Raw genomic sequence first — 17,542 nt, 5'->3', positions numbered from 1 at the left:
CCCGGCGCCGGTCTTCATTCGAACTTGTAGTTCGCGCCCACCGCCTGCCCGACCTTGAGCACGTGCTCCACGCCCTGGATCACGATGCAGTTCATGCCGAAGGTGATGCCGCCATCCACGCGCGCGTCGGCGCGGTAGGTGCGCAGCGTGTCGCCGACCTCGGGGCTGCTGAGGGCTGTGGCCGGATCGATATCGGGAATAGGGCAGCGCGTGCAGGGCTTGACGGGGCGCAGCTCGGCTTCGCCTTCGCCGGTCGTGATGTGCAGCGCATCGACCCGGTCTTCGTCGTGCGACTCGATGCCCGCCAGCACGATGTTGGGACGGAAGCGCTCGATGCCCACTGCCCCGTGGCCTTGCGCCGCGAGGCGTTCGTTGAGTTCGGCCAACGAGCCTTCGCTCGCCACCAGCAGCGCGTAGCCGTCGGCGAACTGGGTCTGCGCCTCGACGCCGTCGGTCCACTTCATGCTCGACAGGCGCTTGTGCTCGGGGTCGAAGCGCACGAGGCGCAGGGTCTGCGGCTTGCCGGGCTCGGAGAGAAAGTCGCTGAACCACTGCGCAGCGATGTCGCCCATGTCGTAGGCAGCCACGTCGTCCTTCCACACGCGCACCCGCACCGGCTTCTCGACCCGGTCGAAGGCCAGGTGCAGCGCCAGCATGCCGGGGGCGCGCAGCACCACTTCCATGAGCTTCATCTGCGGCTTGATGAGCGCCATGCGCGGCAGTTGCCGCTGGGAGACGAACTCGCCCTGGGCATCGACCACCATCCAGGCCCGGTCGAACTCCAGGCCGGTCTCGGTCAGCAGCATTTCGGGAAGCTCGACCCCGGCGCAGGACTTGACCGGGTAGACGAACAGGCGCGCGATGGTGGCTTCGAGGTCGAAAGCGGGCTGGGACACGGTGGGGTTCCTTGGAATTCGGTCGCAATTGTCCCGCAGCTTTCAAAAATACCCGGCTTCTTCCAGGGATACCGCGGAACCGGCTTTGCCGGGCCGCTGGTATCGCCCCCGCGAGGGGGTGGGCGAAGCGACACGAAGTGCGCGCAGCCTGGGGGCGGGCGTAGTCCATACAATCCTTTGATGGCCCTCCCCCCTGAAGTTTGCATTCGCGGCGCCGGCATTGTTGGCCGTACGCTGGCCCTGCTGCTCGCGCGCGAGCGTGTGCGCGTCGCGCTGGTGGTGCCGCCGGCCACGCAGGGCAAGGAAGACATCCGCGCCTACGCGCTCAACACCGCCTCCCGCACGCTGCTCGAATCGCTGCGCGCCTGGCCCGATGCGGCCCATGCCACGGCCGTGCGCGAAATGCTCGTGCATGGCGACGAGGGCGGGCGGGTGCAGTTCAGCGCCGCGCGCCAGAAGGTCGACGCGCTGGCCTGGATCGTCGACGTGCCCGCACTCGAACAGCAACTGGCCGACGCGGTGCGCTTCCAGCCCCTGATCGAAGTGGTGACCGAGCCGGTGGCCGCCCCGCTCACCGTGGTGTGCGAAGGCAAGGCCAGCACCACGCGCGAAGCCCTTGGCGTGAGCTACGAAGTTACGCGCTATCCGCAGCACGCGATCGCGGCGCGCCTGGAGGCCGAGCAGTCGCACGACGGCATCGCGCGCCAATGGTTCAACGACAAGGGCGAAGTGCTCGCGCTTCTGCCGCTCGGCGGAACGCACGGCAAGACGGTTGCGCTGGTGTGGTCGGTCGACCAGTTGCGCGCGCCCGAACTGCTCGCGCAGGGCAACGACGAATTCAACGCCGCCATCACCGAAGCCAGCCACAACGCGCTCGGCGCGCTCAAGCTCACGAGCGAGCGCGGCGCCTGGCCGCTGGCCCGCGCCATTGCCGACCGCTGGACCGGTGCCATGCCCGGACAGCCGACTCGCTCCTGGGCACTGGCGGGCGACGCCGCCCACACGGTGCATCCGCTGGCCGGCCAGGGCCTGAACCTGGGCCTGGCCGATGCAGCCGCGCTGGCCGACGTGATCAAGAACCGCGACTACTGGCGCAGCGTGGGCGACGCACGCCTGCTGCGCCGCTATGAACGCGCCCGCCGCGCCGACGTGCTGCAGATGAGCCTCGCGACCGACGGGCTGCAGCAGCTTTTCGCGCACAACCTGGGCCCGCTTCCTGCATTGCGCAACTGGGGCATGCGCGGCTTCGACCGCACTCGCCTCGTCAAGCGCTGGATCACGGCGCAAGCGATGGGTCTGAAGGCCTGACGCGCCCCGCACCTCTTTTAGAACCGAACCAACGGATCTCCCGATGACACTCGTACGCAACCTCCTACTCGCCGCCTGCACGCTGGGCGCGGTCGTGGCCGCCACAGCCGGCGAAGCCGAGATCCGCAAGAACCTGCCCGCGCGCATTCCGCAGTTCCCAGCCATCGACGAAGTGTCGAAGTCGCCGATTCCGGGCCTCTACGAAGTGCGCGTGAACGGCTCGCAGATCTTCTACACCGACGAGCAGGGCAACTACCTCATTCAGGGCAACCTGATCGACGTGAAGTCGCGCAAGAACCTGACCGAAGAGCGCGTGGAAAAGCTCAGCGCCGTCGCCTTCGACCAGCTGCCGCTGAAGGACTCGATCAAGATCGTGCGCGGCAACGGCAAGCGCAAGCTCGCGGTGTTCGAAGACCCGAACTGCGGCTACTGCAAGCGCTTCGAGAAGGACATGAAGACGGTCGACAACGTCACCGTGTACCTGTTCCTGTACCCGGTGCTCGGCCCTGATTCGAACATCAAGTCGCGCGACATCTGGTGCAGCAAGGACAAGGGCAAGGCCTGGGGCGACTGGATGGAATCGAGCACCCGGCCCACCACCGCGCCCAACGGCTGCGACGTGACCGCGCTGCAGCGCAACGTCGAGTTCGGCCGCAAGTACAACATTACAGGCACGCCCACGCTGATCTTCAGCGACGGCACCCGCACGCCAGGCGCCATTCCCGCAGAGCAGGTCGAGAAGCAACTCGCCGCTTCGTCCAGCTGATGGCGACGAAAGCCGTTTCGCGGCGCGCCGCCGCTGTCGCCGCACCCGTGGCGGGCGTGCGCTATCGCGTCGAATGCGCGGACCTGCACGCGCATCTCTTCAGCGTGACGCTCACCATCGACGCGCCCGCCGCGCAGCAGCACGTGTCGCTGCCGGTGTGGATTCCGGGCAGCTACCTGGTCCGCGAATTCGCCAAGAATCTGCAGGGCCTGCGCGCCACGCAGGGCCGCCGCAAGCCGGCGCTGATGCAGCTCGACAAATGCAGCTGGCTGGTCGAATGCACGCCCGGCCAGCCGCTGGTGCTGCACTATCAGGTCTGCGCGTACGACAACTCAGTGCGCACCGCCTGGCTCGACGCCGAGCGCGGCTTCTTCAACGGCACCAGCGTGTGCCTGCGCGTTGAAGGCCAGACCGAGGCGCCGCATGCGCTGGAGATCGTCGCGCCCACGCTGGCCGACGACGCCGCGCGCTGGTCGTGCGCCACCGCACTCGTGCCGCTGAAGGCCGACAAGCACGGCTTCGGCAGCTACCAGGCCTCGGGCTACGACGAGCTGGCCGACAGCCCGGTCGAGCTGGGCGCCTTCTGGAGCGCCGAGTTCGAAGCCTGCGGCGTGCCGCACCGCTTCGTGGTTGCCGGCGCCGCGGCCTCGTTCGACGGCGAAAAACTGATCGCCGACACCAAGGCGATTTGCGAAGCCGAGATGCGCTTCTGGCACGGCGACAAGGTCGGCAAGCGCGGCGGGCCGAAGCCGCCGATCGACCGCTACGTGTTCATGCTCAATGCGGTTGACGACGGCTACGGCGGGCTCGAACACCGCCATTCCACCGCGCTGATCTGCAACCGCCGCGACCTGCCCCAGCGCGGCGAGAAGAAGAAACAGCCCGATGGCTACACCACGCTGATGGGCCTCATCAGCCACGAGTACTTCCACACCTGGAACGTCAAGCGCATGCGGCCGGCCGAGTTCGCGCGCTACGACTACAGCCAGGAGAACTACACGCAGCTGCTGTGGTTCTTCGAGGGCTTCACCAGCTACTACGACGACCTGCTGCTGCGGCGTGCCGGGCGCATCGACGACGCAGCCTACCTGCGCCTGCTGAACAAGACCATCAACCAGGTCATGCAGACGCCAGGCCGGCTGGTGCAGCCGGTGGCCGACGCGAGCTTCGACGCCTGGGTCAAGTACTACCGCCAGGACGAGCAGACGCCCAACAGCACGGTGAGCTACTACACCAAGGGCGCGCTGGTGGCACTGTGCTTCGACCTCACGCTGCGCCATGAAGGCAAGGGCTCGCTCGACGACGTGATGCGCCACCTGTGGACGCACAGCGGCGGCGGGCCGATCGGCGAGGCCGACATTGCCGCGGCGCTCGAGACCGTGAGTGGCCGTTCGTACGCAGCGGAGCTGGCGCGCTGGGTGCATTCGACCGAGGAGCTTCCGCTCGCGCAGTTGCTGCGCGCGCACGGCGTGGCCACGCTCGAAGACCCGTCGCAGCAGGCGCAGGCGCTCGGCCTGCGCGTGGCCGAGGCCAATGGCAGCGTGCAGGTGAAGGTGGTGTTGCGCGGCGGCGCGGCCGAGAAAGCCGGCTTCTCCGCGAACGACGAGTGGATCGGCATCGAGCTGCCCGCTGTCGGCAAGAAGAGCCAGCAGCAGCCTGCGCAGGCCTGGCGCATCGCCAAGCTCGACGACCTCGCTCTGTACCTGGGCGATGCGACGAAGTGCACGGCCATCGTGGCACGCGACCGCAAGCTGATCAGGCTGCCGTTGGCGCTGCCCGTCGGCGTGACCACCTGGCGCCTGTTCTCGCACGACGCCACGAAGGTGGCTGGCTGGTTGGCCGGCTAGGCGTTTTCCGCCGCGGCGGGGTTTCGCACGAACAGCATCGGCTGCGGCTCGCCCACCAGCACGCAGGGCTTGCCGGTGCGCCGGCAGTGGTCTTGCACACGCCAGTAGGCGCCGTGGCTCACGCAGCCGGTCTGGCAGATCACGAGGTCGGCCGCGCGCAGGCTGGCTTCGAGCGCGGGATCGTCCGCGTCATCGCCGCCGTCGTGATGTAAATAACGGCCGCCGGCAATCTCGACCAGCTGGCGCGCGAGCGAGGGCGCTTCTTCTTCATGGCCGACGCACAGCACGGCCTTCTCGCGCAGATCGGCGGGCGCCTGCGGCTCGGGCGGCATCATCAGATGGCGCTTGCTGCCCGGCGACAGCAGCGCGCTCAGCCGCTTCGGCAGTGCACCGCCCGCGGCGGCACGCACCGCAAGCTCTTCGCGCACGATGGCAATGGCCGAGTCGCGCGCCACCAGCGCGCCACGCAAACGCACGATCTGCGCTTCCAGCCTTTCGACGAGCGCGGCCTGCTCGACCAGCAGGCGCGAGCAGCGCTCCTGCACGCGGGCATAGGCCCGCAGCAACACGGCATGTTCTTGCATCGGGAACTCCATGGCAGGCATTCTAGATGAGAACAATTCTCAACTAAAGGCCGCGCGGCGTTCAGTGGGAAACCGACTTGGAAAACACGTTCACCACCACCACGCCCGCGATGATCAGCGCCAGCCCCGCAATGGCCGGCCCGTCGAGCTTCTGCCCGAACCACAGCCAGCCCACCAGCGAGATCAGCACGATGCCCACGCCGGACCAGATCGCATAGGCGATGCCCGTCGGGATCGTGCGCAGCGTGAGCGAGAGAAAGAAGAACGCGATCACATAGCCCACCACAGAGGCCAGCGTGGGCCACAGCCGGGTGAAGCCTTCGGAGCCCTTGAGGAAACTGGTGGCGATCACTTCGGCCACGATGGCGACGAACAGGTAGGCGTAGTTGGAAGTCATGGCGGGCACTCTATGGGAACTCGCAATGCCCCGCCACCCGCGCCGGCCATGCTGGGTATAGTGAAGCGCGTTTTTCCCCCTCTTCCCCCGTTCCCCCCGGAGACACCATGAGCTACGAAAACATCGAAGTGCGGACCGAAGCAGGCAAGGTCGGCATCATCACCCTCAACCGCCCGAAGGCCCTGAATGCGTTGAACGACGCGCTCATGACCGAACTGGGCCAGGCCCTCAAGGCCTTCGATGCGGACGACGCCATCGGCTGCATCATCCTCACGGGCAGCGAACGCGCCTTCGCGGCCGGCGCCGACATCGCCGCGATGGCCAAGTACAGCTTCATCGACACCTACAAGGGCGACTACATCACGCGCAACTGGGAAACCATCCGCTCGATCCGCAAGCCCGTGATCGGCGCCGTGGCCGGCTTCGCGCTGGGCGGCGGCTGCGAGCTGGCGATGATGTGCGACTTCATCATCGCGGCCGACAACGCGAAGTTCGGCCAGCCCGAAATCAAGATCGGCGTGATCCCCGGTGCCGGCGGCACGCAGCGCCTGCCGCGCGCAGTGGGCAAGAGCAAGGCCATGGACATGGTGCTCACGGCCCGCATGATGGACGCGGCCGAAGCCGAGCGCGCCGGCCTCGTGAGCCGCGTGGTGCCCTTCGAAAAGCTCGCCGACGAGGCGCTGGGCGCGGCGCTGATCATCTGCGGCTACTCGCAGATATCGGTGATGGCGGCGAAGGAATCGGTCAACCGCGCCTTCGAAAGCGGCCTGAGCGACGGCGTGATGTTCGAGCGCCGTCTGTTCCACGCGCTGTTCGCCACGGTCGACCAGAAGGAAGGCATGGACGCCTTCCTCAACAAGCGCGCGCCGGATTTCAAGAACGCCTGATCGATCCGATCAGCGCGTCAGCAGAGAACGCAGCGCGTCGAGCGCCTGGGCCGGTGGCGTGCCGACCAGTGCTGCGCCGCCGGGCTGCGATGTCCAGCGCACCTGGCCGCCGGCGATTTCCAGCACGGCGACCAGCGCATTGCCCCGATACAGCTCGAGCCGCGCCTCGACCGGTGCGGCCAGCGGTTCATCGGGCGCCGTGGCCGAACGCGCCACGGTGCTCACGAGAGCCGGCAGGCCTTCGATGTCGCCGCGCTCGTGGCGCACGCTGGAGCCTGAACGCGTGAAGTTGAAGGACGTCCATCGCTCCAGCGCGGAGAAGGACGTTGCCGCGCTCCGAGGCCTTGTTATGGCCTTGGCGGCAGCGCCCGGCGCGGTCGAACTCAGTCCGCCGGAAAGTTCGGCGCTGTCCTGGTTCGCGGGCGCGGCGGCTGGTGGCGGTGGCGCTGCCGGCGCGGGAGCTGCTGCTGCAAAGGCGCTTCGCCGTTCGTTTTCCACGCGAGCTTCGCGGCGTTCATCGCGCAAGACGGGTGCGGGTGCGGATTGCTCGGCCACGATGGCAGGCGGCGTCGAAGGTGCGACCGGCTCGGCGGGCGCAACGGACGCAGGGGCCGCCTGCTTGAGAGATGGCTTCGGCGCAGCACGCTGGAGAGCATCTGCGCTCGCCGCATCGGCGGCCTTCTCCTTCTTGATGGAAGAAGAATCGCGCGGAGCCTTCGCGCGTTGCTCGGCGGCGGGCGCTGCAGGCGCTTGCGCAACGACTGGTGGCGGTGCCGCGGCTGCTGCCGGCGCTTCCGCTGGAGGCGCAGCCTCCGCGGACGATTGCGCCGGAGCCGGTGCAGGCGGCGCCACTGGAGCCGGCGCTTGCGCAGTCGCCCCGCCCACGCGCGCTTCGCCATCGAGCCGCGCATCGGGCACAGGCTCGCGATGCCACAGCACCGCCACGAAACCAGCCACCAGCACCGTCGCGAAAGCCGCGTTCCACGGCATGCGCGCACGCGGCTCTCCGCCGCCGCCGAAGAGGCGTCGCCACCACGGCGCAGCGCTCGTGCTGTTGGCGGCAGGGCGCGCGACCACCGACGCGGGAGCCAAGTTGTGCGCCATCTTCAGGATCGCGTCGCGCGTGCGCGGATCGGGCCTGGCCTCGCTGTCGGGTGCGTGGTCCAGCGCGCGGCGCAACGCCGGGTCGCGTAGATCGCCGCCGTTGTCGTCGTCGAATTCGGTGTTGTTGCCGCTCATGCCCGTTGCTCCAGCACCGACAGATAGCGCTCCATGCAGCCGCGCAGTTTTTGCAAGCCGTAGCGCAGCCGGCTGCGCACAGTCTCGAAACCGATCTCCAGGCTCGCGGCCAACGCCTCGACGGTCAGGCCGTCTTCATGGTGCAGCAGGAACGCGGCACGCTGATCGGCCGGCAGTTCGTCAAGGCAGGCCAGCAGTCGACGGCCCGCGGCACGCCAGAACGCCAGCTCTTCGGCCGACGGATGCGCCGCCGCATCGACTGCGCCACGCACGCCGCGGTCGAGCGTGGGCATGGGTTCGCTGTCATCGTCTGAGTGCGCATCTAGCGTCACTTCGCGCCCGCTCACGCGCAACCGGTCCATCGCCAGGTTGTGCGCGATGGTGAAGGCCCAGGTGCGCCACGTCGCGCCCTGCGGCGAGAAGCTGTCGCGCGCCGAGATGATCCGCACCCAAGTGTCCTGGAACACCTCGTCGGCCTGCGCCACGAGCCGCGCGCCCAGCAGCCGTTTGACGAAGCGGAACAGTCCGCCTTCGTGGCGCGCGTAGAGCACGTCGAACGCGGCGGCGTCACCCTGCGCGTAGGCCAGCATCAACTGGTCGTCGGGCATGGCCTGGCGCTCGGGGGCGTTCTTGGCGGAAGGGGCGCGAGGAAGCGCGGACATCTAAGGATTTTCACCCCAGCTTGTACGGGCGGCGGACCGCGCCGGGGTTCGGGGCGGCAAAAAAAGTCGACGAGGCTCAACCCCGCTGGCGGTGGCCGGCCGTATCAGCCTGCACCCAACAACCCGGAGTGCTTTCATGACCCAAGCTTTCGTTCCCCGGTTTCGCCGCCCGCTCGTCGTGCTGCTTTGCGCCCAACTGCTCCTGACCGCCTGTGGCGCCACCGAGCCCCCTGCCGTTGCCGGCGCCACGCGCTGGCCCACGCCCGCGCCCGACAGCCGCTTGCAGGTGGCGCAGACGGTGCCGAACTTCGAGGCGCCGTCGGCCACGCATTGCGCGAGGCCAGTCCAGACCTACGAGACGCCGGGCATGGCGCGCGTTTCCGAAGCCCGGCGCGAGCCCGCGGGCGCCGACGCGATGAAGGACTACAGCCTGCGCCGGCCCGGCTCGCCGTCGGTCTCGGCTGCTAAATCAATGCCGGCACCCGCCGCCGAGCCCCTTGCCAGCGCCATCGCGGAAGCTGCCGCACCCGCCGCGCCGCGCGTGAGCGGCGGCCTCCAGCCACCGGCCCAGGCTCCGCGCCCCGCCAACGAGCCCGTCACCGCCGGCATGGTCGACGACAACGCCGACTTCAGCGAATACCTGGCCTTCCGCGGCCGTACCCAGGTCGTCCACCGCGAGCGCGACATCGGCGCGCGCTATCTGCTCCAGGTGCGCGATGCACGCGGCACGGTCGTGCCCGATGCCGAAGTGGCCGTGCAGGCCGCGAACGGCGCCGCCATGTGGGCCCGCACCGACGCGGGCGGGCGCGCCTGGCTGCATCCGAACGCCTTCGACAAGGCACAGAGCGCGGTGTACGAAGTCACCGTGCGCAAGAACGGCCGCCAGAGCACCGCCTTCCTGCAGCGCGGCCAGAAGAACGCCGTCGATGTCGTGCTCGACGGCAGGCCCGGCGCTGTGCCCGCGCGCGCCGGGCTCGACCTGGTCTTCCTGATCGACGCCACCGGCTCGATGGACGACGAGATCGCGAAGCTCAAGACCACGCTGCGCACCATCGCCGACCAGGTAGCAAGGCTGCCGAGCCGCCCGGACACCTGCTTCGGCCTGGTGGCGTACCGCGACCGCACCGACGATTTCATCGTGCGCCGCCACAATTTCACCAATGACTTGAACGCCTTCCAGGGCGTGCTCGATGCGCTGCGCGCCGCGGGCGGCGGCGACTACCCCGAGGCGATGAACGAGGCCCTGAACGAAACCGTCCACAAGCTCAGCTGGCGCGGCAACGGCACCACCCGCCTCGTGGTGCTGCTGGCCGACGCCCCGCCCCACCTCGACTACGGCGGCCCGCAATACGACGACGACATGGTCGCCGCGCTGGGCAAGGGCATCAAGGTGTTCAGCGTGGGGGCGTCGGGGCTCGACAAGCAGGGCGAATACATCCAGCGCCAGATCGCGCAATACACCAGCGGGCGCTTCGTGTTCCTGACCTACAAAGAGGCGATGAACCCCGCGAGCGGCCCGGGAACGCAGACCGTGCACGACGTCGGCAACTACTCGGTGCAGACGCTGGACAAGCTGATCGTGCGGCTCGTTTCCGAGGAATTGGGCAAGTTGCCCGCAGGTGGTTGAACTGGGCCCTCAGCCTGGGCTATAATTTTGGGCTCGGTGCAAATCAGCACTGACGGCTCTTTAGCTCAGTCGGTTAGAGCGATGGAATCATAATCCACAGGTCCGCGGTTCGAGTCCGTGAAGAGCCACCAACACTACTTTTGCGGTTGTCCGCTCAAGTCAAAAAGCCCTAAGTAAATCAACTACTTAGGGCTTTTTTCATTGCGCCTTGATGCCATGGGAGTGCATCGGCATCCGTGATTGTTTGCTATTGCTGTAATTGTTCCGGGGTGTCGAATTTTCTAGACTCCGATCGATTTACGAGGCATCAGCCATGCGATCGAGCCAGTCGACTTTCTTTGCTCGTTCACGGTCTGTTGGCTTTCGCCGCCTGGCTCGCGGGGTTGTCCTGACGGGCCTGCTGGCCGCTCTGGCTTCCTGTGGCGGTGGCTCGGGCAGCGGCGAGGGTTTCGTTCCGAGCCTTCCCGTCTCGGTCTCGTCTCCTTCACCCGCAACGACCTACGCCATCGGCGGTAGCGTCTCTGGCCTGGCCGGCACGGGTCTGGTCCTGCAGAACAACGCGAGCGACGACCTGGCCGTGAACGCCAATGGCGGGTTCAGCTTTCCGGTGCCTGTGGCCAGCGGTGCCAGCTATGTCGTCAGCGTGAAGACCCAGCCGTCCGGGCCAGCCCAGACCTGCGCGGTAAGCAACGGCAGCGGCACGGCGGTGGGCGAAGTGACCGGCGTGACGGTGGCATGTTCGACGCCACAGCCCCAGGTCTCGACACTGGCGGGCTCCGACGCCCCGGGCTCGAACAACGGCACCGGCACTGCAGCGTCGTTCAACCGTCCCGCAGCCTTGACCGTGGACGTCAGCGGCAATGTCTATGTGGCCGACGACGTCAACAAGCTGATCCGCAAGATCACCCCGGCGGGCGTTGTCTCGACGCTGGCGGGCTCCGGAGCCGCAGGCATGGCCGACGGCCCCGCCGCCATCGCGTCGTTCTTCGGTCCCTCAGCCATAGCCGTGGACAACGCCAGCGGCAATGTTTATGTGGGCGACGACAACAAGGTCCGCAAGATCACGCCAGCGGGCGTTGTCTCGACGTTCGCGGGCGGAAATCCAGACTGGGTAAACGGCACCGGCACCGCCGCGGGGTTCAACGGTGCCACAGGCTTTGCCGTGGACGCCAGCGGCAATATCTATGTGGCTGACCAGTACAGCAGCCTGATCCGCAAGATCACCCCAGCGGCCGTTGTCACGACATTCGCGGGTTCCGGAAACTACGGCTCGGCCAACGGCCCCGCCAGCACCGCATCGTTCAGATATCCCACAGGCGTGGCCGTGGACACCAGCGGCAATGTCTATGTGGCCGACAGCAACAACAACATGATCCGCAAGATCACCCCGGCGGGCATTGTCTCCACGCTGGCGGGCTCCGGAGCCGCGGGGTCGGCCAACGGCATCGGCGTCGCCGCGTCGTTCAACCGTCCCCAGGGCGTGGCCGTGGACGCCAGCGGCAATGTCTATGTGGCCGACGGCGGCAATGTCTTGTCGCCCAACGAGGGAAACAACCTGATCCGCAAGATCACCCCGGCGGGCGTTGTCTCGACGCTGGCGGGCTCCGGAGCAATGGGATCGGCCGACGGCCCTGGCCCTGACGCGTCGTTCCACACACCCCGCGGCGTGGCCGTGGACGTCAGCGGCAATGTCTACGTGGCCGACTATTGGAACTACAAGGTTCGCAAAATCACACCTGTGGCTGGCCGATAATCCGCGCCGATGCCCGCGCCTTCCCTCGCCACACCGAACCGGTCCGCCGCCCGCGCGGGCTTGCGGCGTCCGGGCGTGGGCCTGATCCGCTGGGTGCTGCTGTGGTTCGCGCTGTCACTCGGCGTGGCCATCGCTTCTCCAGTCGTGCATCCGCAGACCGTGGAGCTGGTCTGCTCGAACGCCGGCTCGGTGAAAGCCATAGTGCACACCGACGACGGCGCACAAGAGATGGGCGCGGGCCACATGGACTGCCCGCTGTGCGTGCTCAACGGCGCTCCACCCGAGACGACGCCCACCGTCGAGCTGCCCGTGCTCATGCCGCTGGCCCGTGCAGTCCAGCCGATTCCGTCCGCGCACATCGCCGCGGTCACCGCAGCGCCCTTGCCGGCACGCGGGCCTCCTTCGCTCTCCTGACGCTTCTTCTTCAGTTCTTGCGCGCGTGATGCATGCGGCCTCCAGGCGAGGCTTACTCGTCGCGTGCATTCCTGCAATGAATCCGTCGGCGCCCGCATCGGTGCCGCAGAGAGCTTTTTCAATGATCCACACACCCCATCCAACAAGGCGATTCCTGTTGCTGTCCGCCGGCAGCCTCGCCACGCTCACGACCCTCGCGGGCTGCGACAAGGTGCTCCCCGCCAGCTTCAACGGCATCGACATCACCGGCGCCCAATACGCGCAGGACTTCCGCTTGACCGACGCGGACGGCCATGAACGCACGCTGGCCGACTACAAGGGCAAGGCCGTGATGATGTTCTTCGGCTTCACCCAGTGCCCCGACGTGTGCCCCACAGCACTCGTGCGCGCGGCAGAAATCAAGCGACTGCTCGGTGCCGACGGCGAGCGCCTTCAGGTGATCTTCGTCACCGTCGACCCCGAGCGCGATTCGCCAGTCGTGCTCAAGGCCTACACGCAGGCCTTCGACCCCAGCTTCATCGGCCTCTACGGCGACATGCAGCGAACCAGCGAGACCGCGAAAGACTTCAAGGTGTTCTACAAGAAGGTGCCCACGGGTTCGTCGTACACCATGGACCACTCGGCCTTCAGCTACGTGTTCGACCCGAAGGGAAAGATCCGCCTCGTGCTGCGCCACGAGCAGAGCGCGGAAGAATGCGCGCAAGACCTCCGCCAGATCCTCCAAACCGCATCCGCCTGACTTCCATCGTTTCAACCTCAGGAGATTTCATTCATGAAGAAAACCATCGCACGCACCCTCCTCATCGCCACCGCCGCGTTGCTCGCCGCGCAAGCCCACGCCCAGGTCACCGTCAAGGACGCATGGGTGCGCGCCACCGTGCCGCAACAGAAGGCCACCGGCGCGTTCATGCAGCTCAGCGCCGCGAAAGATACGAAGCTGGTCTCGGCCAGCTCGCCCGTCACGCCCGTGGTCGAAGTCCACGAAATGGCCATGCAGGACAACGTGATGCGCATGCGCCAGATTCCCGCGCTCGACCTGCCCGCGGGCAAGACCGTCGAGCTCAAGCCCGGCGGCTATCACGTGATGCTGCTCGACCTCAAGCAGCAGGTGAAGGAAGGCGACACCGTGCCGCTCACGCTGGTGTTCGAGGGCAAGGACGGCAAGCGCGAATCGGTCGAGGTGAAGGCGCCGGTGCGGGCGCTGAATGCTTCAGCACAGCCTGCGGGGCATGGCGGCCACAAGCACTGAACGACGACGCACACCGGAGCGATGCCGTCACCAACAGTCGGAGGCGGTCCCTGTTCCGCTATTGCTCTGCGTACCCAGTTGGTCGACGGTGTACGTGCCGCACAAGGTGTCGCTGGCTTGCACGCCCACCGGCGTGGCGGTAGCGGTGAATGCCGTCGCGGAAGACGCTGTCACCTTGAGTTGGTAGAACGCCGTACCGCTCGTCAGCACGTCGATCGGAAAGGTGCCGCCGTAGCCGAGGTTGGCCGCCGTACCGGCGTAGGCGTTGTTCATGGTGAAGAAGCGCTCTTCGCGCGTCGCCAGGTCCAGCAGCGCGGTCTTGGCATCCGTGCGGCGCGACTTCTGTACCTGCTTCAGGTACGACGGGTATGCAATGGCAGCCAGGATCGCCACGATGGCCACCACGATCATCACTTCGATCAGTGTGAAGCCGGCACCGGCGCGCTGGCTGCCTCGGAGGGGTTGGATTCTTTTCATGACGATCAGCGCAGCTGGACCCACGTGAGCCGGCCGCCCTTGCCGTTGGCCGCCGGATTGATCTTGGTGACGACGCCTGTGCCGCCTGTGGTCTGCTGCACGAGGTAAGGCCACTTGTTCGCCGTGACGATCGAAGGCGTACCAGTCGCGCTCAGGCCGATGCCGCTCACGACGCCGCCGTTGTACGCGACGAAGTTGCCGTTCTGGTCTCCGAAGAACGACGCGTTGGGCGCACCGCCGCTGTCCAGTGACACGGCCATCGTGTAGCCCGCCGCCGGCTGCGTGTCGCAGGTCAACGCCTGAGACACTGCGGGAATGGTGGTGTTCACCAGGAACATGCCGTAGGCCGTGGTCGGGTTGTAGATCACCTGCTCGTTGCCGGTGGCGGGCAGCGGCAGCGTCCAGCCGAACTGCGTGTTGGCGCTGGCGCCGCCCTTGCAACTGCTCGAGCCTTTCCAGCAGACCTTGTTGGTGCTGAGCGTGCGGTAGCCCGAGATGGAGCCGCTGCCCGGCGCGGTGGCCGTGATGCTCTGCGTCTGCAGCGTGGTGGTGTCGACGGTCTGCGGCGCGGCGAGCGAAGCGTACTGGGCCGACGCCCCGCCCTTCGCGTTCCACGCGCTCATGTTCCAGTCCCACACGCCGTACAGGGCCTGCGCACCGGGCGCATAGCTGGCGGAGCTGGTCTGCGTCTGCGGAAACTGCTGGCCCGTGCCGAAGCTCACGACCACACCGGACTGCCCGGAGGGGCCGATGCCCTGCACCGACGACACAGTCACCCGCGTGGTGATCGGCTGGCCGGCGGCGGTCTTGAAGATGGGCGCTGACGAAGCCGTCCACAACGCCGGGTCGGAGCTGGTCAGGTCGAAGCGCCATACATTGCCCAGCGCATCGCCGGCATACGCGTAGTCGGTCACGTGGTCGCCGTCGAGGTCGGCCGACGCAACGTATGCAATGCCGTTGCGCGCGGTGATGGTGGTGCCGCTCTTGGTGGGCCCAGCGCCGGTGTCGATGAAGCGGAAGCTGGTGGCTCCAGTGGCCGGATCGACCAGCATCGCGAACAGGCCCGCCGTGCCGGTGCTGCTGTTCAATCCGTTGCCGAACAGCGCGGCCCACTGGCCGTTGTGCAGGCGCCGGATGATCGGCGTGCCGTAGGTGCTGCCCAGGTTGTTGCCGCAGGTCGCGTTGCCCACGCAGGTGATGGCACCCGTGCCCGTGCCCGAGGTCCATTCGCCGCGCACCAGCGAGTTCGCGTTGCTCTCGGAAAACTGCGTCGGGTCGGTCACGTCCAGCGCGTAGATCACGCCGCCGCCTACCGTCGTCTTGTCACCGATCGGGCCCGTGGCGCTGCCCCCGGGGCCGGTGCCGCCCACCAGCCACGTGTGCCATGCGCCGTTGTAGTACAGGTCGCCAGTGCCGGGCGTGGCGTCGGTGTAGAGGTTGTGCGAATACTGCGTCGAGCTGAAGTCCAGCGCCGGCGTGGTGGAGTGGATCATCTTCATGATCGCCGCCGGCATGTACGCCAGCACCTCGTTGCCGTCGTTCGTGGCGTTCACGAAGTTGCTGCTCGCGTCGTAGGTGCCGCTGCGAAAGCCGTGCAAGAAACCGTCGTTGGCGCCGATGTACACCACGTTCTGGCGGCCGCCCTGCGCGGTGGCACCGCTCGAACCGGCAAAGGCCGCATAGCTGCCCGCGGTTTCGGGCGCGGTGGCGGAGGGGTGCAGCACATCGCTCCACGGTCCCGTGTACGGCAGCGACGGCGGGCCGACCCAGGTCGGGCTCGAATCGATGATGTCACCGAGCACCCCGGTGCGCGTGCGCAACGTGCCGCCGGTGCTGGCCAGCTCGTTGCTCCGGTCGCCGCGCAGATAGCGCAGCCGGATGTCCGACTGGCTCGCATCGCCCGCGCTCAGGGCGGTCTGCTGCGCGGTGGTCAGGTTGGTCCATTGAAATGGAATGCCTGCCGTTCCGTTCCAGCTCAGCATGGCCCGGCTGCCCGGCGTCTGTGCCGTGTTGGTGCCCTTGGTGGCCTGGCAGGTGCCGCCAGTCAGCACGCAGCTGGCATCCCAGTTCGCGATCGGGTTGATCGAGACGATGCCCGTGGTCGGGTCGCTCACCAGATCCTGTGCGGTCATTTCCCCCCATGAGTTGGTGGGGTGGTAGTAGGCCAGGTACACCTGCGTGCCAGCCTCCACGCGCGCCGACTGCTGCACGTTGGTGCCCGCCGAGCTGCTCGACTGGTTGACTGGTGCCGCCTTGAAGCAGGTGATCTCGTGCACGTTGCTCGAGCCGCCGGTACCGGCTGAAAAGCCGAAGCGGAACGACGAGGGCAACGGCCCGTTCGAAGCCGTGATCGACTGCTTGCTGATCACCGTCTGCGAGGCGCCGCCATTGACGCTGTACGACAGGCTCAGCAGGCCGTCCTGCGTGACCTGCAGGCCGTAGGTGATCGGCGTCGCACTGCCACGCAGCGGCTTGTTCACGCCCTGCTGGTTGGAGATGGAGACGCCCGAGGGCAGGTCGCTGTACGCGGTGCCGTTGAGCAGCAGGGGGTAGTCGAGCAGCGAGGTCGAGGTGGCGTTGCCGCTGGGCCCCGTGGTGGTGGTCGTGCAATTCGCTCCCTTCCTGTTGCAGGTCGTGGTGGTGGTGATGCTGTAGTCCATCACCTTGCCGGACTTGCACGTGGCCTTGACCGCGGCGATCTGCTGGTCACCAGTGAGCGCCGACGGATAGTGTGTCGGGTCGAGCGCATGCAGCGATGCCCAGGTGATGTCGCCCGCGCCTCGCGCGCTGATGCGGCCCGCCTTGAAGCCCGGCCCCGTGCTCGTGTTGTCGCCGGGGTTGGAAAAGTTGCCGTACTCGTCGATGCCGATGCCGAGGTAGCCACCCACCACGCCCTCGTACTGGCTGTTCACGTTGGAACAGCTGTAGCCCAGGCTGCCGCCGAGGCCACCGACCGAAGGGTCTTTCGAGCCGTCCGCCAGGAAGAAGCTGATGCCATCGGCACCAGTGCCGTTGTCGCCGTCGCCGCCGTAGGTGACGGTGGTGAAGGTCACCTGCAGGCCTTCGTTGGTCGGGAAGGTGAAGTTCGACACCACCGCACCGGTCTGGTTGTCGCCATTCGAACCGCCCTTCGTGGTGTCGCCGTTGGTCAGGCGCAGCGCGCCGGAACCCACGGCGTCGGGCAGGCGCCCCGTGGTGCCGCCCACGAGCAACGAATTCTTGCCTGTGTAATAGGTCAATTTGCCGATACACGCCGGAATGGACCCGGTGTCGTTGCCTGCCGTGAGGCAGGCACCGTTGAGCGCCTTCCAGTCATAGGACGACGACGTGCCCGTGAGCGTGTCGCTGATGATCAGCTGCGCATGCGCCACCCAGGGCGCACCGGCGAGCACGCACAGCAGCGCGCCCAGGAATTTCCGCGAACGTTTCATGCCCG

16 protein-coding genes and 1 tRNA gene are annotated in these 17,542 nt (G+C 67.3%); 10 read left to right on the top strand and 7 right to left on the bottom strand.

Annotated features, from left to right (window positions below):
* Positions 1-14: 14 nt before the first annotated feature.
* Positions 15-896: an MOSC domain-containing protein gene (locus ACSFBF_RS08920; RefSeq protein WP_435466095.1), complete on the bottom strand. Its 882-nt coding sequence runs from the start codon at positions 894-896 to the stop codon at positions 15-17.
* Between the two features lie 180 nt (positions 897-1,076).
* Here ACSFBF_RS08920 and ACSFBF_RS08915 point away from each other — a divergent pair, with 180 nt between their 5' ends.
* From ACSFBF_RS08915 to ACSFBF_RS08905, 3 genes are read left to right on the top strand one after another with little or no spacing between them, the layout of a single operon-like run.
* Positions 1,077-2,204, top strand: a complete 1,128-nt coding sequence (locus ACSFBF_RS08915; RefSeq protein ID WP_435466093.1) for an FAD-dependent monooxygenase — start codon at positions 1,077-1,079, stop codon at positions 2,202-2,204.
* Between the two features lie 43 nt (positions 2,205-2,247).
* Positions 2,248-2,970 carry a DsbC family protein gene (locus ACSFBF_RS08910; RefSeq protein WP_435466091.1) on the top strand — a complete coding sequence of 241 codons (723 nt, stop codon included), beginning with the start codon at positions 2,248-2,250 and terminating at the stop codon, positions 2,968-2,970.
* A complete protein-coding gene (locus ACSFBF_RS08905) occupies positions 2,970-4,817 on the top strand; it encodes a M61 family metallopeptidase (RefSeq protein ID WP_435466089.1) in 1,848 nt (615 codons plus the stop codon). Before ACSFBF_RS08910 ends, ACSFBF_RS08905 begins: the two co-directional genes overlap by 1 nt.
* On the opposite strand, the gene ACSFBF_RS08900 is transcribed toward ACSFBF_RS08905, so the two are convergent.
* Positions 4,814-5,401, bottom strand: coding sequence for a DUF2325 domain-containing protein (locus ACSFBF_RS08900; RefSeq protein WP_435466087.1), 588 nt, complete (start codon positions 5,399-5,401; stop codon positions 4,814-4,816). The genes ACSFBF_RS08905 and ACSFBF_RS08900 overlap by 4 nt on opposite strands.
* A 61-nt stretch (positions 5,402-5,462) precedes the next feature.
* The gene (locus ACSFBF_RS08895; protein ID WP_435466085.1) at positions 5,463-5,798 is read right to left on the bottom strand and encodes an SMR family transporter; all 336 of its coding nucleotides are present in this window, start codon (positions 5,796-5,798) and stop codon (positions 5,463-5,465) included.
* Between the two features lie 107 nt (positions 5,799-5,905).
* On the opposite strand from ACSFBF_RS08895, the gene ACSFBF_RS08890 reads away from it, so the two are divergent.
* Entirely contained in the window at positions 5,906-6,685 is a 780-nt protein-coding gene (locus ACSFBF_RS08890) for an enoyl-CoA hydratase (RefSeq protein WP_093078457.1), read from the top strand.
* Between the two features lie 9 nt (positions 6,686-6,694).
* Here the strand turns inward: ACSFBF_RS08890 and ACSFBF_RS08885 are convergent, their stop codons facing one another.
* Entirely contained in the window at positions 6,695-7,924 is a 1,230-nt protein-coding gene (locus ACSFBF_RS08885; RefSeq protein WP_435466083.1) for a hypothetical protein, read from the bottom strand.
* Positions 7,921-8,586, bottom strand: coding sequence for a sigma-70 family RNA polymerase sigma factor (locus ACSFBF_RS08880; protein WP_435466081.1), 666 nt, complete (start codon positions 8,584-8,586; stop codon positions 7,921-7,923). Before ACSFBF_RS08880 ends, ACSFBF_RS08885 begins: the two co-directional genes overlap by 4 nt.
* A 136-nt stretch (positions 8,587-8,722) precedes the next feature.
* Here ACSFBF_RS08880 and ACSFBF_RS08875 point away from each other — a divergent pair, with 136 nt between their 5' ends.
* The 6 genes from ACSFBF_RS08875 to ACSFBF_RS08850 all read left to right on the top strand — a co-directional run bounded on the left by ACSFBF_RS08875 (position 8,723) and on the right by ACSFBF_RS08850 (position 13,629).
* Positions 8,723-10,213, top strand: coding sequence for a VWA domain-containing protein (locus ACSFBF_RS08875; RefSeq protein WP_435466079.1), 1,491 nt, complete (start codon positions 8,723-8,725; stop codon positions 10,211-10,213).
* 54 nt (positions 10,214-10,267) lie between these two features.
* Positions 10,268-10,344: transfer RNA gene (locus tag ACSFBF_RS08870), tRNA-Met, on the top strand.
* Between the two features lie 182 nt (positions 10,345-10,526).
* Positions 10,527-11,966, top strand: coding sequence for an NHL repeat-containing protein (locus ACSFBF_RS08865; RefSeq protein WP_435466077.1), 1,440 nt, complete (start codon positions 10,527-10,529; stop codon positions 11,964-11,966).
* A gap of 9 nt (positions 11,967-11,975) precedes the next feature.
* The gene (locus ACSFBF_RS08860; protein ID WP_435466075.1) at positions 11,976-12,380 is read left to right on the top strand and encodes a DUF2946 family protein; all 405 of its coding nucleotides are present in this window, start codon (positions 11,976-11,978) and stop codon (positions 12,378-12,380) included.
* Positions 12,381-12,501: 121 nt separating this feature from the next.
* Positions 12,502-13,119, top strand: a complete 618-nt coding sequence (locus tag ACSFBF_RS08855; RefSeq protein WP_435466074.1) for an SCO family protein — start codon at positions 12,502-12,504, stop codon at positions 13,117-13,119.
* A gap of 33 nt (positions 13,120-13,152) precedes the next feature.
* Entirely contained in the window at positions 13,153-13,629 is a 477-nt protein-coding gene (locus ACSFBF_RS08850; protein WP_435466072.1) for a copper chaperone PCu(A)C, read from the top strand.
* Between the two features lie 27 nt (positions 13,630-13,656).
* Here the strand turns inward: ACSFBF_RS08850 and ACSFBF_RS08845 are convergent, their stop codons facing one another.
* On the bottom strand, positions 13,657-14,106 hold the full coding sequence (locus tag ACSFBF_RS08845) for a type IV pilin protein (RefSeq protein ID WP_435466070.1): 450 nt from the start codon (positions 14,104-14,106) through the stop codon (positions 13,657-13,659).
* Positions 14,107-14,111: 5 nt separating this feature from the next.
* A complete protein-coding gene (locus tag ACSFBF_RS08840) occupies positions 14,112-17,537 on the bottom strand; it encodes a PilC/PilY family type IV pilus protein (RefSeq protein WP_435466068.1) in 3,426 nt (1,141 codons plus the stop codon).
* Between the last annotated feature and the right edge of the window lie 5 nt (positions 17,538-17,542).

It is taken from the genome of Variovorax nivicola (assembly GCF_051216475.1).
Classification (GTDB): domain Bacteria; phylum Pseudomonadota; class Gammaproteobacteria; order Burkholderiales; family Burkholderiaceae_C; genus Variovorax.
The sequence above is the reverse complement of the archived record's forward strand: the minus strand, read 5'-3'. Positions and strand labels throughout refer to the sequence as shown.